The organism is Halomonas sp. Y3 (assembly GCF_024137965.1).
GTDB classification, from domain to species: Bacteria; Pseudomonadota; Gammaproteobacteria; order Pseudomonadales; family Halomonadaceae; genus Halomonas; species Halomonas mongoliensis.
On the sequence record NZ_CP099975.1, the window covers coordinates 453,107 to 477,486 of the forward strand.

22 protein-coding genes are annotated in these 24,380 nt (G+C 68.4%); 18 read left to right on the forward strand and 4 right to left on the reverse strand.

The features are described 5' to 3' along the window. Positions 1-37 precede the first annotated feature (37 nt). A complete protein-coding gene (locus NHL60_RS02170) occupies positions 38-838 on the reverse strand; it encodes an inner membrane protein YpjD (RefSeq protein WP_253448391.1) in 801 nt (266 codons plus the stop codon). A 178-nt stretch (positions 839-1,016) separates the two neighbouring features. Between NHL60_RS02170 and ffh the strand changes: the two genes are divergently transcribed. From ffh to thiO, 12 genes are all read left to right on the forward strand, one after another. Next, the gene (gene ffh / locus NHL60_RS02175; RefSeq protein ID WP_253448394.1) at positions 1,017-2,426 is read left to right on the forward strand and encodes a signal recognition particle protein; all 1,410 of its coding nucleotides are present in this window, start codon (positions 1,017-1,019) and stop codon (positions 2,424-2,426) included. 122 nt (positions 2,427-2,548) lie between these two features. Next, positions 2,549-2,797 (forward strand): 30S ribosomal protein S16, encoded by a 249-nt coding sequence (gene rpsP, locus NHL60_RS02180; protein ID WP_253448397.1) that lies wholly within the window; start codon positions 2,549-2,551, stop codon positions 2,795-2,797. A 39-nt stretch (positions 2,798-2,836) separates the two neighbouring features. After that, positions 2,837-3,388 carry a ribosome maturation factor RimM gene (gene rimM, locus NHL60_RS02185; protein ID WP_253448400.1) on the forward strand — a complete coding sequence of 184 codons (552 nt, stop codon included), beginning with the start codon at positions 2,837-2,839 and terminating at the stop codon, positions 3,386-3,388. 50 nt (positions 3,389-3,438) lie between these two features. Next, positions 3,439-4,200: a tRNA (guanosine(37)-N1)-methyltransferase TrmD gene (gene trmD / locus NHL60_RS02190; protein ID WP_253451947.1), complete on the forward strand. Its 762-nt coding sequence runs from the start codon at positions 3,439-3,441 to the stop codon at positions 4,198-4,200. Between the two features lie 145 nt (positions 4,201-4,345). Then, on the forward strand, positions 4,346-4,702 hold the full coding sequence (rplS, locus tag NHL60_RS02195) for a 50S ribosomal protein L19 (RefSeq protein WP_253448403.1): 357 nt from the start codon (positions 4,346-4,348) through the stop codon (positions 4,700-4,702). Positions 4,703-4,817: 115 nt separating this feature from the next. Next, complete coding sequence (gene xerD / locus NHL60_RS02200) at positions 4,818-5,717, forward strand: site-specific tyrosine recombinase XerD (RefSeq protein ID WP_253448408.1); 900 nt, start codon at positions 4,818-4,820, stop codon at positions 5,715-5,717. Positions 5,718-5,725: 8 nt separating this feature from the next. After that, entirely contained in the window at positions 5,726-6,478 is a 753-nt protein-coding gene (locus NHL60_RS02205) for a DsbC family protein (RefSeq protein WP_253448411.1), read from the forward strand. Positions 6,479-6,608: 130 nt separating this feature from the next. Beyond that, the gene (locus tag NHL60_RS02210) at positions 6,609-7,925 is read left to right on the forward strand and encodes a homoserine dehydrogenase (RefSeq protein WP_253448414.1); all 1,317 of its coding nucleotides are present in this window, start codon (positions 6,609-6,611) and stop codon (positions 7,923-7,925) included. Between the two features lie 3 nt (positions 7,926-7,928). Beyond that, positions 7,929-9,317 carry a threonine synthase gene (gene thrC, locus NHL60_RS02215; RefSeq protein WP_253448417.1) on the forward strand — a complete coding sequence of 463 codons (1,389 nt, stop codon included), beginning with the start codon at positions 7,929-7,931 and terminating at the stop codon, positions 9,315-9,317. Positions 9,318-9,328: 11 nt separating this feature from the next. Further along, positions 9,329-11,140 carry a DHH family phosphoesterase gene (locus NHL60_RS02220; protein WP_253448420.1) on the forward strand — a complete coding sequence of 604 codons (1,812 nt, stop codon included), beginning with the start codon at positions 9,329-9,331 and terminating at the stop codon, positions 11,138-11,140. Positions 11,141-11,144: 4 nt separating this feature from the next. After that, positions 11,145-11,762, forward strand: coding sequence for a YitT family protein (locus tag NHL60_RS02225; RefSeq protein WP_253448422.1), 618 nt, complete (start codon positions 11,145-11,147; stop codon positions 11,760-11,762). Between the two features lie 54 nt (positions 11,763-11,816). Next, entirely contained in the window at positions 11,817-12,914 is a 1,098-nt protein-coding gene (thiO, locus tag NHL60_RS02230; protein WP_253448424.1) for a glycine oxidase ThiO, read from the forward strand. A 6-nt stretch (positions 12,915-12,920) separates the two neighbouring features. Here thiO and NHL60_RS02235 read toward each other — a convergent pair whose 3' ends face one another. Further along, a complete protein-coding gene (locus tag NHL60_RS02235; RefSeq protein WP_253448426.1) occupies positions 12,921-13,202 on the reverse strand; it encodes a PP0621 family protein in 282 nt (93 codons plus the stop codon). Positions 13,203-13,303: 101 nt separating this feature from the next. On the opposite strand from NHL60_RS02235, the gene NHL60_RS02240 reads away from it, so the two are divergent. Beyond that, positions 13,304-14,935 (forward strand): NAD+ synthase, encoded by a 1,632-nt coding sequence (locus tag NHL60_RS02240; protein WP_253448429.1) that lies wholly within the window; start codon positions 13,304-13,306, stop codon positions 14,933-14,935. A 92-nt stretch (positions 14,936-15,027) separates the two neighbouring features. Here NHL60_RS02240 and NHL60_RS02245 read toward each other — a convergent pair whose 3' ends face one another. Continuing rightward, a complete protein-coding gene (locus NHL60_RS02245; protein ID WP_253448432.1) occupies positions 15,028-15,852 on the reverse strand; it encodes an outer membrane protein assembly factor BamD in 825 nt (274 codons plus the stop codon). Between the two features lie 140 nt (positions 15,853-15,992). On the opposite strand from NHL60_RS02245, the gene rluD reads away from it, so the two are divergent. From rluD to ilvN, 5 genes are all read left to right on the forward strand, one after another. Beyond that, a complete protein-coding gene (rluD, locus tag NHL60_RS02250) occupies positions 15,993-16,952 on the forward strand; it encodes a 23S rRNA pseudouridine(1911/1915/1917) synthase RluD (RefSeq protein ID WP_253448435.1) in 960 nt (319 codons plus the stop codon). A gap of 24 nt (positions 16,953-16,976) precedes the next feature. Next, on the forward strand, positions 16,977-17,732 hold the full coding sequence (gene pgeF, locus NHL60_RS02255; protein WP_253448438.1) for a peptidoglycan editing factor PgeF: 756 nt from the start codon (positions 16,977-16,979) through the stop codon (positions 17,730-17,732). A 239-nt stretch (positions 17,733-17,971) separates the two neighbouring features. After that, positions 17,972-20,554 (forward strand): ATP-dependent chaperone ClpB, encoded by a 2,583-nt coding sequence (clpB, locus tag NHL60_RS02260; protein ID WP_253448441.1) that lies wholly within the window; start codon positions 17,972-17,974, stop codon positions 20,552-20,554. 531 nt (positions 20,555-21,085) lie between these two features. Next, positions 21,086-22,810 (forward strand): acetolactate synthase 3 large subunit, encoded by a 1,725-nt coding sequence (locus tag NHL60_RS02265; protein WP_253448444.1) that lies wholly within the window; start codon positions 21,086-21,088, stop codon positions 22,808-22,810. Further along, on the forward strand, positions 22,810-23,301 hold the full coding sequence (gene ilvN / locus NHL60_RS02270; RefSeq protein ID WP_253448446.1) for an acetolactate synthase small subunit: 492 nt from the start codon (positions 22,810-22,812) through the stop codon (positions 23,299-23,301). Before NHL60_RS02265 ends, ilvN begins: the two co-directional genes overlap by 1 nt. 91 nt (positions 23,302-23,392) lie before the next feature. Here ilvN and ilvY read toward each other — a convergent pair whose 3' ends face one another. After that, positions 23,393-24,280 carry an HTH-type transcriptional activator IlvY gene (gene ilvY, locus NHL60_RS02275; protein ID WP_253448449.1) on the reverse strand — a complete coding sequence of 296 codons (888 nt, stop codon included), beginning with the start codon at positions 24,278-24,280 and terminating at the stop codon, positions 23,393-23,395. Between the last annotated feature and the right edge of the window lie 100 nt (positions 24,281-24,380).

A 24,380-nucleotide genomic window follows, 5' to 3' on the forward strand; every position in this document is an offset into this window, starting at 1 on the left:
AGGCGCGCGCGCTGTCAAGGCGCCGGGGATGGCGGCCTCAGCCGCGGGCCAGCAGGACCTCCAGCACGAACTTGCTGCCGAAGTAGGCGATCAGCAGCACGGCGCAGCCGCCCAGGGTCCAGCGTACGGCGCGCATCCCGCGCCAGCCCAGCCGGTGGTGGCTGAACAGCAGGACCGAGAAGATCACCCAGGCCGCCAGGGAGAGGATGGTCTTGTGGGCCAGATGCTGGGCGAACATGCTGTCGAGGAACAGGAAGCCGCTGAGGATCGACAGGGTGAGGAGCCCTACGCCTGCCCAGATCAGTTCGAAGAGCACGCGCTCCATGGTGGTCAAGGGCGGCAGCGCCTGGACCAGGCCGCGGATATGGTGCTGGCGAAGGGCGCGGTTCTGCAGGCCCAGCAGCACCGCCTGCATCGCGGCGATGGCCAGCACGGCGAAGGCCAGCAGCGAGCTCAGGGCGTGCACGGCGATGCCGGGCGTCAGGCCGTCGACCCGCTCCGGGCTCGGCAGTCCGGCGGCCAGCACCAGGGCCAGGCCGGCCAGCGGCAGGATGCCCACGGCGGCGTTGAGGATCGGTTTGAACAGGCTGACCAGCAGCAGGACCGCCACCGCGGCGGCGCTGATCAGGATGATGCTGGTGGAAAGCCCCGGCAGGACCGGTTCGCCGTGGCCGAACAGGCCGATGGCCAGGGGAAGCTGGCAGAGCAGGCCGAGGGTGGCCATGCCGCGGACCAGCAGCGGCTGCGGAGAGGCCCGGCGCAGCAGCACCAGGGCCTGCCAGGAAGCGGCGGCCAGATAGAGAACGAAGGCCAGAGTGGCCAGAGCGAGCGCCTGCATCGATTGCGTTCCGTGCGCCGGTTGGAAATGACGGACCTACTATACCCAATCCCCCCGGCCGCGCACAGCGGTGCGCCTCGGGTGCGGCAGCGTGCCGCCGGGGCGGGTCGCATGGAGACTGCCGGCCACAGCGCGTATAATCGTTTCCACTTTCGGGCCGTCGTCACTGGAGAGGCCAATGTTTCAGAATCTCAGCGAGCGTCTGTCGCAGACGCTCAAGTCCATCAAGGGTCAGGCGCGCCTGACCGAGGACAACATCAAGGACACCCTGCGCGAGGTGCGCCGGGCGCTGCTCGAGGCGGACGTCGCCCTGCCGGTGGTCAAGGACTTCATCGAGCGGGTGCGCGAGCGTGCGGTGGGCCAGGAGGTCTCCAAGAGCCTCTCGCCGGGCCAGCAGTTCGTCAAGATCGTCCAGCAGGAGCTCGAGGCGACCATGGGCGAGGCCAACGAGGGCCTCTCCCTCAAGGGTTCGCCGGCGGTGGTGCTGATGGCGGGCCTGCAGGGGGCGGGCAAGACCACCTCCCTGGCCAAGCTGGCGCGCTACCTGCGTGAGCGCGAGAAGAAGAAGGTGCTGGTGGTCTCCGCCGACGTCTACCGTCCGGCGGCCATCGACCAGCTCGAGACCCTGGCGAAAGAGGTCGGCGTCGACTTCTTCCCGTCGCGCTCCGATGAAAAGCCCGTCGCCATCGCCGAGGCGGCGATCAAGCACGCCAGGATCCAGTTTCACGACGTGGTGCTGGTGGATACCGCCGGCCGCCTGGCCATCGACGAGGCGATGATGGCCGAGATCCAGGCGCTGCATCAGGCCGTCTCGCCCCAGGAGACCCTGTTCGTCGTCGACGCCATGACCGGCCAGGACGCCGCCAATACCGCCAAGGCCTTCCACGAGGCGCTGCCGCTGACCGGGGTGATCCTCACCAAGGCCGACGGTGACGCCCGCGGCGGCGCGGCGCTGTCGGTGCGCCATATCACCGGCAAGCCGATCAAGTTCATGGGCGTGGGCGAGAAGGTCGACGCCCTGGAGCCCTTCCACCCTGACCGCATCGCCTCGCGGATCCTCGGCATGGGCGACATGCTGTCGCTGATCGAGGAGGCCGAGCGCACCGTCGACAAGAAGAAAGCGGAGCAGCTGGCCAAGAAGGTCAAGAAGGGGGAGGGCTTCGACCTCGAGGACTTCCGCGACCAGCTCCAGCAGCTCAAGAAGATGGGCGGCATGGGTGGCCTGCTCGGCAAGCTGCCCGGCATGGGGCAGATGGCCGAGATGGCCCAGGGCCCCGGCCCGGAGAAGGAGCTGGGCAAGCTCGAGGCGCTGATCAACTCCATGACCCCCCAGGAGCGCCGCCGCCCCGAGATCATCAACGGCTCGCGCAAGCGGCGCATCGCCGCCGGTGCCGGCCTGCAGGTGCCGGACCTGAACCGCCTGCTCAAGCAGCACAAGCAGATGCAGAAGATGATGAAGAAGGCCGGCAAGAAGGGCGGCATGCAGAAGATGATGCGCGGGATGTCCGGCATGATGGGCGGCGGCGGCCCGGGTGGCCCCGGCGGCATGGGGGGAATGGGCGGCCCCGGCGGCATGCCCTGGCGCTAACCCCGAAAAAGGTTCCCAAGCGGGGCTGTTTTCCGTAGAATGCTGCCTCTTCACTGGCAGGACCGCGCGTTCGCGGCGCCTGTCGTGACCGAATCCAACTCAACCGAAGGACTGACTAGGCCATGGTTACCATTCGTCTGGCTCGTGGTGGCGCCAAGAAGCGTCCCTTCTACCACCTGACCGTTTCCGATTCCCGCAACTCCCGCGACGGCCGCTTCATCGAGCGTCTGGGCTTCTTCAACCCGATCGCTCGCGGTCAGGAAGAGCGCCTGCGCGTCGACCTCGAGCGCGTTGCCCACTGGCAGAGCCAGGGCGCCCAGCTCTCCGACCGCGTTGCCGAGCTGGTCAAGGAAGCCCGCAAGCAGGCCTGAGCCTGACTTGCCGTACCATCAGCGATCATGAGGTCGTCAATGAGCGAACGCGCCAACGTGCAGCCTGCTGACGATCATGTGGTGCTGGGCAAGCTGACCAGCCCCTACGGTGTCAAGGGCTGGCTCAAGGTGTATTCGTACACCGGCCCCATGGAGGGCATCCTCGACTACCCCGAGTGGGTGCTGCGCCGTGGCGAAAGCCTCGAGCGTCGGCGTCTGCTGCAGGGGCGTCGTCATGGCAAGGGCCTGGTGGCGCAGCTCGAGGGATGCACCAGCCGCGAGACGGCCGAAGCGCTGGCCGGGGCGGAGATCCTGCTGCCCAAGGTCGAGCTGCCGGCCCTCGAGGCCGACGAGCTCTACTGGCACCAGCTGGAAGGCCTGCGCGTGGTAACGCGCGAAGGCAGCGTGCTGGGTCGCGTCGACCACCTCTTCGAGACCGGCGCCAACGACGTCATGGTGGTCAAGGGGAGCCTCGAGGCCGACGCCATCGACGCCCGGGAGCGTCTGCTGCCCTTCCTCCCCGAGGAGGTGATCCTCGAGGTGGATCTCGAGGGGGGAGTGATGACCGTCGACTGGGATCCGGACTTCTGATGGAGCCCGACGCGCTGGAGCAGGCTGCGGCGGAAGCGCCCGCGGCCGATATGTGGATCGGGGTCGTGTCGCTGTTCCCGGAGATGTTCGAGGCGATCACCCGTCACGGCGTTACCGGCAGGGCGGTGGAGCGAGGCCGTATCGCGCTGGAGTTCTGGAACCCCCGCGACTACGCCACCGACCGGCACCGCACCGTGGACGACCGCCCCTATGGCGGCGGCCCCGGGATGCTGATGAAGGTCGACACCCTGCGTGCCGCTATCTTCGCCGCTCGCGAGCGGGCCGAGCAGGCCACCGGGCAGCGCCCGAAGGTGGTCTACCTCTCGCCCCAGGGGCGACGGCTCGACCAGGACGGCGCGCAGGAGCTGGCGTCGGGACCGCCGCTGGTGGTGGTGGCCGGACGCTATGAAGGCATCGATGAGCGGGTCGTGGAGACCGACATCGATGAGGAGTGGTCGATCGGCGACTATGTGCTGAGCGGCGGCGAGCTGCCGGCCATGGTGCTGATCGACGCCGCGGCAAGGCTGGTGCCCGGGGTGCTGGGTCATCAGGACTCCGCGGTCGAGGACTCCTTCAACGACGGGCTGCTGGACTGCCCGCACTATACGCGCCCGGAAGAGATCGACGGGCGGCGAGTGCCGGATGTCCTGCTCAGCGGCAATCACGGCGCCATCCGGCGCTGGCGGCTGAAGCAGTCCCTGGGGCGCACCTGGCAGCGGCGTCCCGACCTGCTGGAAGGCAGGACGTTGAGCAAGGAGCAGCGCAAGCTGCTCGAGGAGTACCTCGAGGAACGCGCCCTGACGGCCCGGTAGGCAGGGCGGAGGTGCGGAGGCGTCGAGACGCCGGCCCGCGTCACCCATCATCTCCCGCGCTCTCGAGCTCGCTCGGGCGCCGGGATCACGATTCATCGGCATCCCAAGCCGACCGGTGGATCAACATTTTGAGGAGTTATCCGTCATGAGCAGCAAGAACAAGGTGATCCAGGCGCTCGAAGCCGAGCAGATGAGCAAGGAAGTCCCGGCCTTCGCCCCCGGCGATACCGTGGTCGTCCAGGTCAAGGTCAAGGAAGGCACCCGCGAGCGTCTGCAGGCCTTCGAAGGCGTGGTGATCGGCAAGCGCAACCGCGGCCTGAACTCCGCCTTCACCGTGCGCAAGATCTCCCACGGCGTCGGCGTCGAGCGTACCTTCCAGACCTACAGCCCGCTGGTCGACTCCATCAGCGTCAAGCGTCGCGGTGACGTGCGCCAGGCCAAGCTCTACTACCTCCGCGAGCGCAGCGGCAAGTCTGCCCGCATCAAGGAAAAGCTGGCCTGAGGCTGACGCCTCGGTCGCTTTCGGGTCGGGCCTCGGCCCGGCCCACCGGGACCCCGTCACCGCTTGCGCGGGGCGGGGTCCCGGCGCATCTGGGGCCTGCTGCCTGGCGTCTACCATGAACCAGACCGACGACGGTGCCCGCATCGACGCCTTCCTCGATGCCCTCTGGCTGGAGCAGGGGGTAAGCGAGCACACCCTGGCCGCCTATCGTCGCGACCTCACCGCCTGGTCGGCGCGGCTGGCCGAGCGTGGGGAGGCGCTGCTGACGCCTGCGCCGGACGCCCTGCCGGCCTGGCTCGACGAGCGCCGCGAGGCGGGGTACCGGTTGACCAGCAACGCTCGGCTGCTCGCCGCTCTTCGACGCTTCTATCGCTGGTGCCTGGAGTCCGGGACTCTCGCTCGGGACCCCCTGGCCGAGGTGCGGCTGCCGCGGGTGCGGCCGAGCCTGCCCAACACCCTGGAGGAGCACGAGGTGGAGCGGCTGATCGTCGCACCCGACGTGACCACGGCACTGGGGCTGCGCGACCGGGCCATGCTGGAGCTGCTCTACGCCACGGGGCTGCGGGTCTCGGAGCTGGTGGGGCTGAGCGTGGAGGCGGTCAACCTGCGCCAGGGGGTGGTGCGGGTGCGCGGCAAGGGCGACAAGGATCGCCTGGTGCCCCTGGGGGAGGAGGCGGTAGAGTGGCTGACACGCTACCTGGGTGGCGCCCGGGGCGGCCTGATGCGCGATGCGACGCGACCGGCGCTGTTTCCGGGCCGCCACGACCGGGCCATGACGCGCCAGACCTTCTGGTATCGCATCAAGGCCCATGCGCGCACGGCGGGTATCGAGCGGCCGCTGTCGCCCCATACGCTGCGCCACGCCTTTGCCACCCATCTGTTGAATCATGGGGCCAACCTGCGTGTCGTACAGCTGCTGCTGGGCCACAGTGACCTGTCGACCACGCAGATCTATACCCATGTGGCGCAGGCGCGACTGGAGCGTCTGCACGCCGACCATCACCCGCGAGGTTGAAGAGACACATGAAGAATTCGTTTGGGATGCTGCTGAGCGGCCTGCTGGCTGTGACCCTTGCCACTCCCCTGCTGGCCCAGGCCGACTCCCGGGAGGCGGCGGCCGAGCGCCTGGCCGAGCGCCTGGCGGTGAACGGGCAGCCGATGCCGGTGGAGGGCGTGCGCGCCACGCCGCTGGAGGGCTTCTTCGAGGTGCGCCTGGCCACCGGCGAGCGCTTCTACAGCGATGCCGAGGGTGAATATTTTCTGGTCGGTGACCTCTACGAGAATGCCTCCGGCGGGCTGGTGAATCTCACCGAGCAGGGGCGCAACGGCGAGCGGGCCGAGCGCCTGGCCGAGGTTCCCGAGAGCGAGCGGGTGATCTTCCGCGGCGCCGGCGAGAGCCGCGCCGAGGTGCTGGTCTTCACCGACCCCACCTGCCCCTACTGCCGCCAGCTCCACGAGGAGGTGCCTCGCCTCAACGAGCTGGGCATCGAGGTGCACTACCTGGCCTTCCCGCGCACCGGCATGAACGCCCAGGGCGCGCGGAGCATGCAGCAGATCTGGTGCGCCGACAATGCCGCCGAGGCGATGAGCGCCGCCAAGCGGCAGGAGACGCTTTCCGGCAGCGCCAACTGCGACAATCCGGTCGAGTCACAGTATCATCTGGGGCTGGAGCTCGGGGTGCAGGGTACGCCGGCCATCGTGCTGCCCGATGGCCGCCTGGTGCCTGGCTACGTGCCGGCCGAGCGCCTGGCCGCCATGCTCGGCCTCGACGGCTGAGCTCGGCCTCGATGGCTGACGGCTCCCGAGCCACGACATCATAGCCCCGGCCGACGAGCCGGGGCCTGGCCTGCCCGCAGGCAGGCCGCCACGCTGAGACACAACCCGACACGCGAGCAGGAGCGAGACATTGAAACCGGTGAGAGTAGGAATCTGTGGGCTGGGTACCGTCGGCGGCGGTACCTTCAACGTGCTGACGCGTAACGCCGATGATATTGCGCGGCGTGCGGGCCGGCCCATCGTCATCGAGCAGGTCGCCTATCGCACTCCCAACCCCGAGTGCGACCTCACCGGCCTCAAGACCACCGCCGATGTCTTCGAGGTGGCCACCAACCCCGACGTGGACGTGCTGGTGGAGCTGATCGGCGGCTATGACGTGGCCCGGGAGCTGGTGCTGACCGCCATCGAGCACGGCAAGCACGTGGTCACCGCCAACAAGGCGCTGATCGCGGTGCACGGCAACGAGATCTTCGAGGCGGCCCACGCCAAGGGCGTGATTGTCGCCTTCGAGGCCGCCGTGGCCGGCGGCATCCCGGTGATCAAGTCCCTGCGCGAGGGCCTCGGCGCCAACCGCATCGAGTGGGTGGCCGGCATCATCAACGGCACCGGCAACTACATCCTGACCCATATGCGGGATGAGGGGCGCGCCTTCGAGGACGTGCTGGCCGAGGCCCAGGCGCTGGGCTACGCCGAGGCCGACCCCACCTTCGACGTCGAGGGCATCGACGCCGCCCACAAGCTCACCATCCTGGCCTCCATCGCCTACGGGGTGCCGCTGCAGTTCGAGAAGGCCTACACCGAGGGCATCTCCCGGATCACCGCCGAGGACGTGGAGCAGGCCGACAACCTGGGCTATGTGATCAAGCACCTGGGGATCTCCAAGCGCACCGATCTCGGCCTCGAGCTGCGGGTGCACCCGACCCTGATTCCCAAGGAGCGGCTGCTGGCCAATGTGCACGGCGTCAAGAACGCCATCGCCGTGATGGGCGACGCCGTGGGCCCGACCCTCTACTACGGCGCCGGCGCCGGCGCCGAGCCCACCGCCTCCTCGGTGGTGGCCGATATCCTCGACGTGGCCCGCGATATCGCCACCGACCACCACTACCGGGTGCCCTACCTGGCCTTCAGCGGCATCAGCGAGGACGTCAGCCAGCTGCCGATCATGCCCATGGAAGAGATTCACTCCGCCTACTACCTGCGGCTGCTGGCGGTGGACCGCCCCGGCGTGCTGGCCCGGGTGGCCACCATCCTCTCCGAGCAGGGCATCTCCATCGAGGCGCTGATCCAGAAGGAGGCCACCGAGGGCGAGCTGGTGCCGATCATCCTGATGACCCACCGCACCGTCGAGAAGCAGATGAACGAGGCGATCCGTCAGATCGAGGCCATGGCCGACATCGCCGGGCCGGTGACCCGGATCCGCGTGGAATCACTGGACGAGCAGGAGTAAGCCATGCGCTACATCAGCACCCGCGGGCAGGCGCCCGCGCTCTCCTTCGAGGAGGTCGTGCTCACCGGCATGGCCAGCGACGGCGGTCTCTATGTGCCGGAGACCATTCCCCAGCTCTCGGCCGACGACCTGACCGAGATGGCGGGTCTCTCCTATGCCGAGATCGCCTTTCGGGTGATGCGGCCCTTCGTCAACGGCGAGATCGATGACGAAACCTTCCGTCGTCTGGTGACAGAAGCCTATGCCACCTTCAGCCATGACGCCGTGGTGCCGCTCAACCAGCTCGACGCCAACCACTTCCTGCTCGAGCTCTTCCACGGCCCCACGCTCGCCTTCAAGGACGTGGCCCTGCAGCTGCTGGGGCGCCTGCTCGACCACTTCCTGAAGAAGCGCGGCGAGCGGGCGGTGATCATGGGGGCTACCTCCGGGGACACCGGTTCCGCGGCCATCGAGGGGTGCCGCCACTGCGACAACCTCGATATCTTCATCCTCCACCCCTACCAGCGGGTGTCGGAGGTGCAGCGCCGCCAGATGACCTCGGTGCTGGCCGACAACGTCTTCAACGTCGCCATCGAGGGCAACTTCGACGACGCCCAGGCCATGGTCAAGGCGAGCTTCGCCGACCAGTCCTTCCTGAACGGCACCCGGCTGGTGGCGGTGAACTCCATCAACTGGGCGCGCATCATGGCCCAGATCGTCTACTACGTGGCCTCCGCCGTGGCCCTGGGTGCGCCGCACCGCAAGGTGAGCTTCTGCGTCCCCTCGGCCAACTTCGGCAACGTCTTCGCCGGCTACATGGCCTACCGCATGGGGCTGCCGGTGGAGCGCTTCGTGATCGCCACCAACGCCAACGACATCCTGCACCGCACCCTGGCCGCCAACGACTTCTCCAAGCAGGAGCTCAAGGCGACCCTGGCGCCCTCCATGGATATCGTGGTCTCCTCCAACTTCGAGCGGCTGCTGTTCGAGGCCTATGACCGCGACGGCGCCGCCGTGGCGGCGCTGCTGGAGCGCTTCCAGGCCGAGCCCACCGCCCTGGCGGACGCGCCCCTGGCCCAGCTGCGCGAGCGCTTCGCCAGCCACAGCGTGGATGACGCCACCATCCTCGAGGTGATCCGCGAGGCGCACCACCGCACCCAGGAGATCCTCGACCCCCACACCGCCACCGGCTACCGCGCCGCCGAGCGCGAGCGGGGCGAGGCGAGCGTGCCGATGATCACCCTGGCCACCGCCCACCCGGCCAAGTTCGCCGAGGCGGTGGTCAAGGCGGGCTTCCCGGGCGTGCCGCTGCCGCCGCACATGGACGACCTGCTGGAACGCGAGGAGCGCTACACCGTGCTGCCCGCCGAGCTCGCCGCGGTGCAGCAGTTCGTGGTCGAGAATCGCCGCTAGTGGAGGGCGTCTTGAACGCCGCAAGCGACCCCATCGACCTGAATGAGCGCCTGAGGCCGCGCATCCTGCCGCGGCCTCGGGACGCTGCCCTCTACGCCCGCGCCCAGCGCGAGGGGCTCTCCGAGCTCCAGGCGCGGGTGCTGGCCGGGCGCCTGAAAGGCTTCACGGGCGAGCTCGCTCCCCTGGTGAGGCCCAGCCTGCGCCATCTGGCCCATCCCGAGCGGCTCGCCGACGGCCGCCGCGCCGCGGAGCGCATCGCCCAGGCGGTGGTCGACGGTGAGCATATCGGCATCCTCACCGACTACGATGTGGACGGCATCACTTCCCACGTGGTGATTCGGCGCACCCTGGTGGAGCTCTTCGGCGTGCCGGAGGCGAAGCTCCACAGCCTGATCGGCCACCGCATCCACGACGGCTACGGCATCAGCCTGCCGCTGGTGGAGCGCACCCTGGCGCTGTCGCCGCGCCCGACCCTGGTGATCACCGCCGACTGCGGAAGCAGCGATGAGCCGCGCATCGCGCGGCTGGCCGCAGAGGGCATCGAGGTGGTGGTCAGCGACCACCACGCCCTGCCGGTGGAGGGGCCGCCGCCCTCGGCCCACGCCGTGGTCAACCCCACTCGGGACGACTGCGACTACCCCGACCCCACCATCGCCGGCTGCATGGTGGCCTGGCTGGTCATGTCCCTGAGTCGTTCGGTGCTGATCGAGTGGGGCGCGCTGCCCGAGGCGACGCCCAAGCTCTCGCCCTGGCTCTCCTATGTGGCCCTGGGCACGGTGGCGGACTGCGTCTCCCTGGGCGGCAGCCCCGCCAACCGCGCCGTGGTCACCCACGGCCTGGCGCTGATCAACCGTATGGAGGCCGCCTGCTGGCGGGCCATGGCCGAGCGCCTGGGCGCCGATAGCGTGCCCTTCGACGCCGAGACCCTGGGCTTCCAGATGGGGCCGCGGATCAACGCCCGCTCGCGGCTCGACGACCCCTATGCGGCGCTGCACTTTATGCTCGCCGAGCAGGATCATGTGGCGAGCCGCTATCTGGACGTGCTGGATCAGGATAACCAGTCGCGCAAGGCGATCGAGGCCGACATGGCCGAGGAGGCCAAGGCCCTGGCCATGCCGTCCCTGGTCGCCGACGCGCCCGCCGTGGTGGTCTTTCTGGAGAGCGGCCACCCCGGCGTGCAGGGCATCGTGGCCTCGCGGCTGGTGCAGGCCTACGGGCGCCCGGCCCTGGTGCTGACCCCGGCCGCTGCGCCGGGGATGCTCACCGGCTCCGGACGCTCCATCGAGGGGCTGCATCTGCGTGACGCCCTGCAGCGCACCTTCGAGCTGGCCCCCGAGGCGCTGCCTCGCTTCGGGGGGCATCGCGGTGCCGCCGGCGTCGGCGTGCCCGCCGAGCGGCTCGACGCCTTCAAGGCGGCCTTCCTGCAGGCGGTGGGCGAGCAGCTGGGCGGGGCCGAACTCTATCCGAAGATCCTGACCGACGGCGACCTGGCCCCCGAGGCGCTCAGCCTGGAGACGCTGGCGAGTCTGGAGGCCCTGGGTCCCTACGGCCGCGAGTTCGAGGCGCCGCTCTTTCAGGGGGACTTCATCGTCGAGCGGCTGCGGCCGGTGGGCGCCGACGGTACCCACCTGATGCTGGAGCTCTCCCTGGGAGCGGCAAGCCACCGGGCGATCTGGTTCCGGGCGCTGACCCCCGGCGAGGTGCCGGCCTTCGGGGTGGGCGACCGGCTGCGCTGCGCCTACCGTCTCAACCGCAATCGCTGGCGGGGGCGCGAGAGCCTCCAGCTGATGGTCGAACACGCGGAGCCTCAGGCGCAAGGATAGCCCCATGGACCCTCAGGAACTGCCCACCGACCCCCACCGCCTTCACGAGGATGCGATGGCGATGCTGGTCGGGACCCTCTTCGTCGCCCTCGGCGTCACCTTCTACACCCAGGCCACGCTGCTCACCGGCAGCACCGCGGGCCTGGCCTTCCTGCTGCAGTACGCCACCGGCTGGGCCTTCGGCGTCTGGTTCTTCCTGATCAACCTGCCCTTCTACTGGCTGGCGATCCGCCGCATGGGCTGGAGCTTCACCCTGCGCACCTTCGTCACCATCGCCCTGGTGTCGCTCTTCTCGGAGCTGACCGGGCGCTGGGTCACCCTCGAGGGGCTCAATCCCCTCTATGCGGCACTGATGGGCGGCTCCCTCATCGGCATCGGCATGCTGATCCTGTTTCGCCACCGCTCCAGCCTCGGCGGGGTCAATATCCTGGTGCTCTACCTCCAGGACCGCTACGGCTGGCGCGCCGGCTACGTGCAGCTCGGCATCGATGGCGTCATCATGCTGGTGGCGCTGATGACGCTGCCCGTGGAGCGTGTGGGGCTCTCGGTGCTGGGGGCCGTGGCCCTCAACCTGATCATCGCGCTCAACCACAAGCCCGGGCGCTATATGGGGGTCAGCTGAGTGGTGGACGGACGAGAGGGTCGGCAATCACGCATGGGGGAGGGCGTTCAGCGCATGGCAGGAACCGAGTTCGTGGTGGTAGGGGGCGGCGTCATCGGCATGATGACGACGCTGCAGCTGGCCGAGGCCGGCCATACGGTAACCCTGGTGGAGCGCGGCCTGTGCGGCCGGGAGTCCTCCTGGGCCGGCGGCGGCATCGTCTCGCCGCTCTATCCCTGGCGCTACGGGCCGGCGGTGTCGCAGCTGTCGCGCTGGTCGGAGGGGTTCTACCCGGAGCTGGCCCGGCGTCTGAAGGAGGAGAGCGGCATCGACCCGGAGTATCGCCAGGAGGGGCTGCTCTACCTCAGGGTCGACGACGCCGATGCGGCGCTGGCATGGGCGGACGAGCTGGGCAAGCCCCTGGAACGGGTCGGCGGCGACTTCCTCTATGCCCGGGAACCCGAGGCGGCGCCGGGCTTCGAGGAGGCGCTGTGGATGCCGACGCTAGGCAGCATCCGCAACCCGCGCCTGGTGCGGGCGCTGCAGGCCAGGCTGGCGGCGATGCCCGAGGTGACCCTGAGGGAGGGGACCGAGGTGACCGGCTTCGAGGTGGCCGGCGGGCGAGCGCTGGCGGTAAAGACGGACGCCGGGCCGATCGCCGCTGGCCAGGTGATCGTCTGCGGCGGGGCCTGGGCGGCGGGGCTGCTCGAGACGCTGGGCGTTGCCCTGCCGGTGCGTCCGGTCAAGGGGCAGATGATCCTGTTCAAGGCGCCGCCGGGGCTGGTACAGCGGGTGGTGCTGATGGACGGCCGCTACGTGATTCCCCGCGCCGACGGGCGCGTGCTGGCCGGCTCGACCCTGGAGGAGTGTGGCTTCGACAAGGCGACCGACGCCCGGGCGCGTGAGTCGCTCTGGGCCAGCGCCACGGCGATCATCCCGGCCCTGGCCGACTGCGAGGTGGAGCACCACTGGGCCGGGCTGCGGCCGGGCTCGCCGGACGGCGTACCCTTTATCGGTGGGGTGCCGGGCATCGACAACCTGCACGTCAATGCCGGCCACTACCGCAACGGCCTGGTGCTGGCGCCGGCCTCGACGCGACTGCTGGTGGACCGACTGCTGGGCCGCGAGCCGATCCTCGACCCGGCCCCCTACTCCCTGGCGGGGCGCTTGTAGAAGGCGCTACTCCTTCTCCTCCGGCCCCTGCTCCTTCTGCTCCTGAAGGTAGCGGTCGAGGTGGGCGCTGGAGCAGAACCACTCGCCCTGGTCGCGCAGGGCGTCGCTTTCGGGCACGTGCACCTTGCACCAGCTGCAGCGCACCATCTGGCCGCCTTCCTGGCGGGTGTCGTCACTTTCCAGCAGCTCCTCGCGGTCAAGCTTCCACTCTCGGTACATACGGTAGAGCTTGAGGCCGGCGAAGAAGAGCACGGCGAAGATGATCAGGCGGATGATCAAGAGGTTCATTCCGGTAGGGACTCCCAGGTGAGGGCGGGTCGGCTTTGCCAGTCGGCGGCCCTTGCGGGACAATGGGTGTATTCATCGATTCTCGAGAGATTTCCAAGCCCATGCAAGACCTGACGCTGGTGATGGCTCAGCTGGACCCCCTGGTGGGGGATATTCCCGGCAATACCGAACGCGCCATCGAGTCGGTGCGCGAGGCGCGCATCGAGCATGGCGCCGACATCGTGGTGCTGCCCGAACTCTTCCTGACCGGCTATCCGCCGGAAGACCTGCTGCTGCGCCCCTCCATGGAGAGCCGACTGCGCGCGGCGCGCACCCGCATGGCCGAGAAGGTGGTCCGCGACGTGCTGGTGATCGTCGGCTACCCAGGCCGCCGCGAGGGGCAGCTCTGGAACCTGGCCGGCGCCCTCTACAACGGCGAGTGGCTGGGTGAGTATGCCAAGCAGGCGCTGCCCAACTACGAAGTGTTCGACGAGCAGCGCTATTTCGCCGCCGGCAGCGAGCCGCTGGTGCTGACGCACAAGGGCCTGAAGCTGGGCCTGCTGATCTGCGAAGACCTCTGGGACGAGGCGCCGGCGCGCCAGGCCAGGGAGGCCGGCGCCCAGCTGCTGGTCAGCCTCAACGCCTCCCCCTTCCACCAGGACAAGCCCGCCGAACGGCTGCGCCTGCTCGAGCAGCGGGCCGCCGAGGTGGCGCTGCCCATCGTCTACGTCAACATGATCGGCGGCCAGGACGAGCTGGTCTTCGACGGCGGCTCCGCCTGCGTGGATGCCGAAGGAAAGCTGATGCTCCAGGCGCCCCACTGGCAGGTGGGGCTGATGCCGGTGGCGCTGGTCCAGGAGAAGGGGAGGTGGGTCCCCCGCCCCGGCGAGACCGAACCCGACGTCGAGCCCGAGGAGAACCTCTACTGCGCGCTGGTCACGGGGCTTCGCGACTACGTCAACAAGAGCGGCTTCGAGGGCGTGGTGCTGGGGCTCTCCGGCGGGATCGACTCGGCGCTGTCGCTGGCTATCGCCGTGGATGCCCTGGGCCCCCAGCGGGTGCAGGCGGTGATGATGCCCTATCACTACACCGCGGATATCTCGAAGCAGGACGCCGCCGAGCAGGCCGACCTGCTCGGCGTCCACTATGAGGTGCTGCCCATCGAGCCCATGGTGGAGGCCTTCATGGGAACCCTCTCCGGGGTCTTCGAGGGCACCGAGCGCGATACCACCGAGGAGAACCTGCAGTCGCGCTGTCGCGGCGTGCTGCTGATGGCGATCTCCAACAAGAAGGGCCTGATGGTGCTGACCACCGGCAACAAGAGCGAGATGGCGGTGGGCTACGCCACCCTCTACGGCGACATGGTGGGCGGCTACAACGCCCTGAAGGACGTCTACAAGACCTGGGTCTACCGCCTGGCCCGCTGGCGCAACACCCAGTCGCCGGCGATCCCCGAGCGGGTCATCGAGCGCCCGCCCACCGCGGAGCTCGCCCCCGGCCAGCAGGACAGCGACTCCCTGCCCGACTACGACGTGCTCGATGCCATCCTGGTGCGCTATATCGAGGGGGACATGAGCGCCGAGGCGATCATCGAGGCCGGTTTCGACCGCGACGACGTCTACCGGGTGGTGCGGCTGGTGGACCGCTGCGAGTACAAGCGCCGCCAGGCGCCGGTGGGGGTCAGGGTGACCCGCCGCGGCTTCGGCCGCGACCGCCGCTACCCCATCGTCAACGGCTGGCAGCCCGGCGACTGAGCTCAAGCAACCAAGCTCGAAAGTACCGACGCCGCCCCTAGGGGCGGCGTCGGCTTGTTTCTGGTGCAGCAGAGAACGTCTCTGACGGCTTGTCAGGTCGAGAGCGACTGGGCACGCACGTGCCTGGGCTCGAAGGTGCGGCCGCGCAGCTGCTCGTGGCGCGGGTCGTTCTCGATCAGCACTTCCAGCACCTCACGGGCGCGATCACGCATCTCCAGGCCCAGGTAGCCCTCGACCATCACCGCCAGAGCATCTCGGGTCGCCTCGCTCTCCGGATAGTTCTCGATCACCCAGCGGCCACGCTCAACGGCGGCCAGGTAGGCCCCGCGGCGCAGATAGTAGTCGGCCACGTGCAGCTCGTGGCGGGACATCAGGTTGCGCAGGTAGACGATGCGCTGCTGGGCGTCCGGGGCGTACTGGCTGTTGGGGTAGAGCCGCACCAGTTCGCTGAAGTCGGTGTAGGCGTCCCGGGAGGCGCCCAGGTCACGCCGGGAGATGTCGATCAGCTTCAGGCGCTCCAGGCTGAAGCGCCCGGCCTGCCAGGAGGCCAGGCCGCGCATGTAGAGGGCGTAGTCGGCCTGGGGGTGGCTCGGGTGCAGGCGGATGAAGCGGCTGGCGGCGGCGCGGGCGGCCTCCCAGTCGCCGAGTTCATAGTGGGCGTAGATCAGCTCCAGCTGCACCTGCTCGGCGTGGCTGCCGAAGGGGAAGCGGGTGTCCAGCGCCTCCAGCCGAGTGATGGCCGCGGTAAAGTTGCGGCGCTCCAGGGAGCCGCGTGCCTCTTCATAGAGCTCGCGTTCGGCAACGCCGGCGAACTCGTCCTGTTCTTCTTCGCTGGAGCCGCTGCTGGCACAGCCCACCAGCAGGCTGGAGGCCACCAGCAGGGCCGCAAGTCGGGCGGTAGGGCGGAATACGCGCATCGTGATCCTCGTGGCAAACAACGCGGACTGGCCGTGGTAGAATCGACCGAAACCCGCTCACTATAAAGCACTGCGCGGCAAAACGCAGTCACCGCGCGCTGCTCTGACCCACTCTCCTGCTGACAGGCCGCCCCGCACCCATGCCACAGACCCTGGAAGCCCAGCAACGCGTTCCCGACGCCATGGCCGGCCTGCGCCTCGACCAGGCCGCCGCCGAGCTCTTCGCCGACCACTCCCGCGAGCGCCTCAAGGCCTGGATCAAGGCCGGGGCGCTGACCCTGGACGGTCGGCCTGCCAAGCCCAGGGACAAGGTCTACGGCGGCGAGTGGCTGCGCCTCGACGCCGAGATCGAGGATGACACCCGCTTCGAGCCGGAGGACATCCCCCTGGCGGTGGTGCACGAGGACGACGAGGTGCTGGTGATCGACAAGCCCGCGGGGCTGGTGGTGCATCCGGCGGCAGGCAATCCCGATGGCACCCTGCTCAATGCGCTGCTGCACCACTGCCCCGCCCTTGCCGGCGTGCCGCGAGCCGGCATCGTCCATCGCCTCGACAAGGACACCACCGGCCTGATGGTGGTGGCCAAGACCCTGGCCGCCCAGACCTCCCTGGTGGAGCAGCTCCAGGCGCGCACGGTGTCGCGGGAGTACGATGCGATCTGCGTGGGCGTGATGACGGCCGGCGGCAGCGTGAATGCCCCCATCGGTCGGCACCCCAAGGACCGCAAGCGCCAGGCGGTGACCGCCTCCGGCAAGCCGGCGGTGACCCACTATCGGGTGGTGGAGCGCTTTCGTGCCCATACCCATGTGCGCTGCCGCCTGGAGACCGGGCGTACCCACCAGATCCGCGTGCACCTGGCCCACCTGCGCTATCCCCTGATCGGCGATCCGGTCTATGGCGGTCGACTCAAGCTGCCGCCGGGTGCCGCTGAGCCCCTCAAGGAGATCCTGCGCGAGTTTCCCCGCCAGGCGCTGCACGCCCGCAAGCTGGCCTTCGTGCATCCCGGCAGTGGCGAGACGGTGACCTTTCGCGCGCCGCTGCCGGATGACCTGCTGATGCTGCTGGACTACCTGCGCGACGATCACGAAACCATGCGTTGAAGCGACTGCGCCGAGGACCCTGACATGAGCGACGCTCCCGACCTGCGCCCGACCCTGATCCTGCCCGACTGGCCGGCGCCCACCTCCGTGGGGGCCTTCGTGACCACCCGCGAGACCGGCCCCAGCCAGGGGGAGTTCGCCTGCTTCAACCCGGCGGAGCACGTGGGCGACAACCCCGATCACGTGGCGCTCTGTCGGCGGCTGCTGGAAAAGCAGGTCGACGGCGAGCGACCGCTGCTGTGGCTCAACCAGGTGCACGGGGCGCGGGTGCAGCAGCACTTCGAGGCCACGCCACCGGAGGCCGACGCGGCGGTGGCGCTGAACCACGACTATGCCTGCGTGGTGATGACCGCCGACTGCCTGCCGGTCTTCTTCAGCGACCTTCGCGGGACCCGGGTGGCGGTGGCCCATGCCGGCTGGCGCGGCCTGGCCGGCGGCGTGCTCGAGGCGACCGTGGCGGCGCTGGGCGTGCCGCCGGAGGAGCAGCTTGCCTGGCTCGGGCCGGCGATCTCCAACGCCCAGTTCGAGGTGGGACCCGAGGTGCAGCAGGCCTTCGTCGGCGTCCACCCCGAGGCGGCCGACGCCTTCGACCCCAGCCCCTATCGCCTCGGCCACTATATGGCCGATCTCTATCGCCTGGCGCGCCTGCGCCTGGAGCGGCTCGGCGTCGCCCATATCAGCGGCGGCCACTTCTGCACCGCCTGCGAGCCGCGCTTCTACTCCCACCGCCGCGACAGCGGCCGCACCGGACGCATGGCCAGCGTGATCTGGCTGCGCTAGCCCCTTCGGGGAGCTGTAAGCTTTAAGCTATAAGAAACCCTTGTCGAAAGTCCTGGTGTTTACGCCCTGGCTTACGGCTTACCGGCTTACGGCCTTGACCCTTGTCAGCTTCCCAGGCGCTTCCCCTGGCGGCCGACTTGAAACCGGGCCAGCCTGACTCCATTGAGTGTGTCAAGACGAATTGACAGGGCCGAGCGGGGCGTCCGAACGCCTCGCTACCCCGATGGAGGAAGTGTTTCATGCGTTTCGACAAGTTCACTGCCAAGCTGCAGAACGCCGTGGCCGACGCCCAGTCCCTGGCCGTGGGCCGCGGCCACAATCAGCTGGAGCCCGGCCACCTGCTGCTGGCGCTGCTCGAGGCCACCGATACCGGCGTCAAGGCGCTGGTGCAGAAGGCCGGCGGCGACGCCGCCCGGCTGCGCGACGGCCTGGCGGGGCATCTCGATGACCTGCCGAAGGTGGCCCACTTCGACGGCGAGGTGCAGCCCTCCCGCGACCTCATCAAGCTCTTCAACCTGACGGACCGTGAGGCCCAGAAGCGCGGCGATCAGTTCATCGCCAGCGAGCTGGTGCTGCTGGCCGCGCTGGAGATGGGCCATGCGGTGAGCAAGCTGATGACCCAGGCCGGGCTCTCCCGCCAGACCCTGGAGAGCGCCATTGCCGGCGTGCGCGGCGGGGCGAGGGTCGATGACCCCAACGCCGAGGATCAGCGCGAGGCCCTGGAGAAGTACACCCTGGATCTCACCGAGCGGGCCGCCAGCGGCAAGCTCGACCCGGTGATCGGCCGCGACGATGAGATCCGCCGCACTATCCAGGTGCTGCAGCGGCGCACCAAGAACAACCCGGTGCTGATCGGCGAGCCCGGTGTGGGCAAGACCGCCATCGTCGAGGGGCTGGCCCAGCGCATCATTAACGGCGAGGTGCCCGAAGGCCTCAAGGAGAAGCGCGTGCTCTCCCTGGACATGGGCGCCCTGCTGGCCGGCGCCAAGTTCCGCGGCGAGTTCGAGGAGCGCCTGAAGTCGGTGCTCAAGGAGCTGGCCCAGGAGGAGGGCCGGGTGATCCTCTTCATCGACGAGCTGCATACCATGGTCGGCGCCGGCAAGGCCGAAGGCGCCATGGACGCCGGCAACATGCTCAAGCCGGCTCTGGCCCGGGGGGAGCTGCACTGCGTGGGCGCCACCACCCTGGACGAGTATCGCCAGTACATCGAGAAGGACGCCGCCCTCGAGCGCCGCTTCCAGAAGGTGCTGGTGGATGAGCCCAGCGAGGAGGACACCGTGGCGATCCTGCGCGGCCTCAAGGAGCGCTACGAGGTGCACCACAAGGTGGATATCACCGACGGTGCCATCATCGCCGCGGCCAAGCTCTCCACTCGCTATATCACCGACCGCCAGCTGCCCGACAAGGCCATCGACCTGATCGACGAGGCCTCCTCGCGGATCCGCATGGAGCTCGACTCCAAGCCGGAGGAGATGGACCGCCTGGACCGCCGCCTGATCCAGCTGAAGATGGAGCGCGAGCACCTCAAGAAGGAGACCGACGAAGCCTCCAGGAAGCGCCTTGAGAGCCTCGAGGAGCAGATCCACGAGCTGGAGCGCGAGTATGCCGACCTGGACGAGATCTGGAAGGCCGAGAAGGCCAGCATCCAGGGGGCGGGGCAGTTCAAGGAGGAGCTCGAGCGCGCCCGCATCGATCTGGAACAGGCGCGCCGCCAGGGCGACCTCGCCCGCATGTCGGAGCTGCAGTACGGCGTGATCCCGGCGCTGGAGAAGAAGATCGCCGAATCCAGCGAGGCGGAAGCCGATACCTCCGGACACAAGCTGCTGCGCTCCAACGTCACCGAGGAGGAGATCGCCGAGGTGGTCTCCCGCTGGACCGGGATCCCGGTGGCCAAGATGCTCGAGGGCGAGCGCGACAAGCTGCTGCGCATGGAGGAGGCGCTGCACCAGCGGGTGATCGGCCAGGAGGAGGCGGTGGCCGCGGTGGCCAACGCCGTGCGTCGCTCCCGGGCCGGACTCGCCGACCCCAATCGTCCCAACGGCTCCTTCCTGTTCCTCGGCCCCACCGGCGTGGGCAAGACCGAACTGTGCAAGGCGCTGGCCCATTTCCTCTTCGATACCGAGGAGGCCATGGTACGCATCGACATGTCGGAGTTCATGGAGAAGCACTCGGTGGCGCGGCTGATCGGGGCGCCCCCCGGCTATGTGGGCTACGAGGAGGGCGGCTACCTGACCGAGGCGGTGCGCCGCAAGCCCTACTCGGTGCTGCTGCTCGACGAGGTGGAGAAGGCCCACCCGGATGTCTTCAATATCCTGCTGCAGGTGCTGGAGGATGGCCGCCTCACCGACGGCCAGGGCCGCACCGTGGACTTCCGCAACACCGTCATCGTGATGACCTCCAACCTGGGCTCCGAGATCATCCAGCGCCTGGGCGGCGATGACGCCGACTATGCGCAGATGAAGGAGATGGTGATGGAGGTGGTAGGCAGCCATTTCCGCCCCGAGCTGATCAACCGCATCGACGAGGTGGTGGTCTTCCATGCCCTCGGCCAGGCGCAGATCCAGTCCATCGCCGAGATCCAGCTCGACCGCCTGAGGGCGCGGCTCGCCGAGCACGATCTCGCCCTTGAGGTCAGCGACGCGGCGCTGGCGCAGCTGGCCGTGGTGGGCTTCGACCCGGTCTACGGCGCCCGTCCTCTCAAGCGGGCGATCCAGGCCCGACTCGAGAATCCGCTGGCCCAGGACCTGCTGGCCGGGCGCTTCGCGCCGGGCGATGTCATCCACGTGGAGGCGGAGGGCGACCAGCTGGTGTTCCAGAGCTGAGGCCAACAAAGCGTTACGCACTCGGCCAGGCGCCGGGTCGATAGCCGACTACACTAGTATCAGGTTGCGTCCTGTAACCCCCCTTGCCCGCCTGGCGCCCGCCCGGCGGGCTCTTTTACACCACACCCCGCCGAGGGCCCTTGCATGTCCCGCTGAGGGCTCTTTTACGCCCCGCGGCGGCTCTCACACTTTTTATGCGGTTGACACCATTGCGCCGCTAATGGAATCTTGGGCCTTCCTGATTTGCGGGCGCGGAACTCTGCGGGTAACCCCCCATCCCCGCGCGAAGGGTAGGCCAGAGGGCCTCTACCCGCCGAAGGACTTCCGAGTGCGGGTCAACCGCCCGGCTCGGCCAACGCCCCGACGCGGCGATCCGCCGCGATGAGAGTGCAGGCCCCATCCGGGTCTATCAACGCCAGGGTTTGGCATCAGGTGCCGGCGCGTCCGGCAGCGGCATACCGCCGCACTCGACCCCGCGTGCCCCATTCGGCACGCGGATCGCACTCGAGACCTCCAGGGGAGAGACATCAAGTGGAACTGCTTTCCGGCGCAGACATGATCGCCCGCTTCCTTCAGGATGAGGGCGTCGAATACATCTATGGTTATCCGGGCGGTGCGGCGCTGCACATCTACGACGCCCTCTTCCGTCAGGACAAGGTCAAGCACATCCTGGTGCGCCACGAACAGGCCGCCACCCATGCCGCCGACGGCTATGCGCGGGCCTCGGGCAAGCCCGGCGTGGTGCTGGTCACGTCCGGCCCCGGCGCCACCAACGCCGTGACCGGCATCGCCACCGCCTACATGGACTCCATTCCCATGGTGGTGCTGTGTGGCCAGGTGATGAGCCACCTGATCGGCGATGACGCCTTTCAGGAGACCGACATCATCGGCGTGACTCGGCCCATCGTGAAGCACAGCTTTACCATCAAGCACCCGACCGAGATTCCCGAAGTCCTCAAGAAGGCCTTCTATCTGGCCTCCACCGGCCGCCCCGGCCCGGTGGTGGTGGACATTCCCAAGGACATGACGGCGCCCACCGAGCGCTACGAGTACGTCTATCCGAAGAAGGTCAAGCTGCGCTCCTACAACCCGGTCACTCGCGGCCATACCGGCCAGATCAAGAAGGCCGTGGAGATGATGCTCAAGGCCAAGCGGCCGGTCTTCTATACCGGTGGCGGCGTGGTCACCGGCCGTGCCAGCGAAGGGCTGACCGATCTGGTCAAGCGCCTGGGCTATCCCATCACTACCACCCTGATGGGTATCGGCGCCTACCCGCAGAGTGACCGCCAGTGCCTCGGCTGGCTGGGCATGCACGGCTCCTATGAGTCCAACATGGCCATGCATCACGCGGACCTGATCATCGCCATCGGGGCGCGCTTCGACGACCGGGTCACCAACAACACCTCCAAGTTCTGCCCCACCGCCAAGATCATCCACGTGGATGTCGACCCGAGTTCCGTCTCCAAGACGGTGCGCGCCGACGTGCCCATCGTGGGGCCGGCGGGCAGCGTGATCAGCGAGATGATCAGCCTGGTGCAGGGCAAGGAGATCGCCCATCCCGAGGCCCTGGCCGAGTGGTGGCAGAAGATCGACGGCTGGCGCGAGGAGCGCGTGGGCAAGCTCTACGAGCCCTCCAAGGCCGGTGAGACGATCAAGCCCCAGGAGGTGATCGAGGCGCTGTGCCGGGTGACTCGCGGTGAGGCCTATGTGACCACCGACGTGGGCCAGCACCAGATGTTCGCGGCCCAGTACTACAAGTTCGACAAGCCCAACCGCTTCATCACCTCGGGCGGCCTTGGCACCATGGGCTTCGGCTTCCCGGCCGCCATGGGCATCAAGCAGAACTTCCCGGAGGAGCAGGTGGTCTGCGTCACCGGCGAGGGTAGCTTCCAGATGATGATGCAGGAGCTCTCCACCTGTAAGCAGTTCGGGGGCGGCGTGAAGATCGTCAACCTGAACAATGCCTCGCTGGGCATGGTTCGCCAGTGGCAGGACCTCAACTACAAGTCCCGCCACGCCCACTCCTACATGGAGTCGCTGCCCGACTTCCAGAAGTTGATCGAGTCCTATGGCTTCACCGCCCTGAAGGTCGAGACCCTCGACGAGCTTGAGTCGGCGCTGGAACGTGTCTTTGCCGACAAGCACGAGCTGGTGTTCCTCGACGTTGCGGTCGACCCGCACGAGCACGTCTATCCGATGCAGGTGCCCCTGGGCTCCATGCGTGACATGCTGCTTTCCAAGACGGAGCGGACCTGATGCGCCATATCATCTCGATTCTGATGGAAAACGAACCGGGCGCCCTGTCTCGCGTGGTGGGGCTCTTCTCTCAGCGCAATTTCAACATCGAGACGCTGAACGTGGCGCCCACCGAGGACGAGACCCTGTCGCGCCTCACCGTCACCACCGTGGGTGATGACCGGGTGATCGAGCAGATCACCAAGCACCTCAACAAGCTGATCGACGTGGTCAAGCTGGTGGACCTCACCGAGGGCAACCACATCGAGCGCGAGCTGATGCTGGTGAAGGTCAAGGCGCTCGGCGCGGCTCGCGACGAGGTCAAGCGCACCGTGGATATCTTCCGTGCGCAGATCGTCGATGTGACGCCGAGCCTCTACACCGTGCAGATCACCGGCGACGCCGGCAAGCTGGATGCCTTCCTGCAGGCCATGGCGCCGGTGGGGATCCTGGAGGTGGCGCGCACCGGGGTGTCGGGCATTGCCCGCGGCGACAAGGTGCTCGCACTCTGATCGATGGCTGCGCTCGCGCTGCATCACAGGGCCGCCCTTCGGGGCGGCCTTCTCGATGTTGGGGAGGCCGTTCGGTAGCGGGCGTCCGCGGTCAGCGCGCCTGCACCTCGTCCCAGAGGGCGCGGATCAGCGGGCTCTTCAGGCGGCGCTCCAGCACGCAGAGCCCGACATCGTAGTGGGGCAGCTCCGGTTTCACCGCGAGCACCCGCACGCGCTCCTGCAGGGGGCTGTTGTCGAGCACGATCTTCGGCACCACGCCGATGCCGAACCCCAGTCCCACCATGCTGACGATGGCCTCGTGGCCGGCCACCTGGGCGTAGATCTGCGGCGTGACTCCCAGCGCCTTGAACCAGGTGTCGGCAAACTCCCGGGAGAGGCCCGCCTCGGAGAGGATCATCGGCACTTCGCGCCACTGGTCGGCGCTGGGGGACTCCGGCGTGGCGGGAATCCAGGCGGCGGATGCCTGGGGGGCGATGAACACCAGGGGGGCGCGGGTCAGCGACTTGAAGGCCAGGGCCTCCGGCGTGCGCCGCGGCCGCGGGGTGATCGCCATGTCCTCCTCACCGGCCAGCACCCGGGCCATGGCCTCGGCGGGGTCGCCGGTGTGCAGCTTGAGTTCGATGCCGGGGTGGTGGGTGCGAAACTTGCTGAGCAGGGCGTAGAGAAAGCTGTAGCTGGCGGTGACCGAGCAGTAGACGCTGATCTCGCCGGTAAGGCGCTGGGCCTCGCTCTGCAGCGACAGGCGCAGCTGCTCCCACTGCTCCAGCGCCTCCCGGGCGTAGGCGAGAAAGGTGATGCCGTGGGGTGTCATCACCACATGGCGGTTGTCGCGTTCGAAGAGCACCACGCCCAGGGTCTCCTCCAGCTGACGGATGGAGCGAGAGAGCGTAGAGGGGCTGACGTGGCAGGCGTTGCTGGCGCGGCCGAAGTGCAGGGACTCGGCGAGAGCCAGAAAGTGCTTGAGGGGTCGCATGTCCATGGGCGTCATTATTTCATATCCCGGCACGTCACGTTGCAAATATCGCGTTTTACGCAATGGTGGGGCTGGCGTATGGTGAGTCCATCGGATGCCGCGAGCC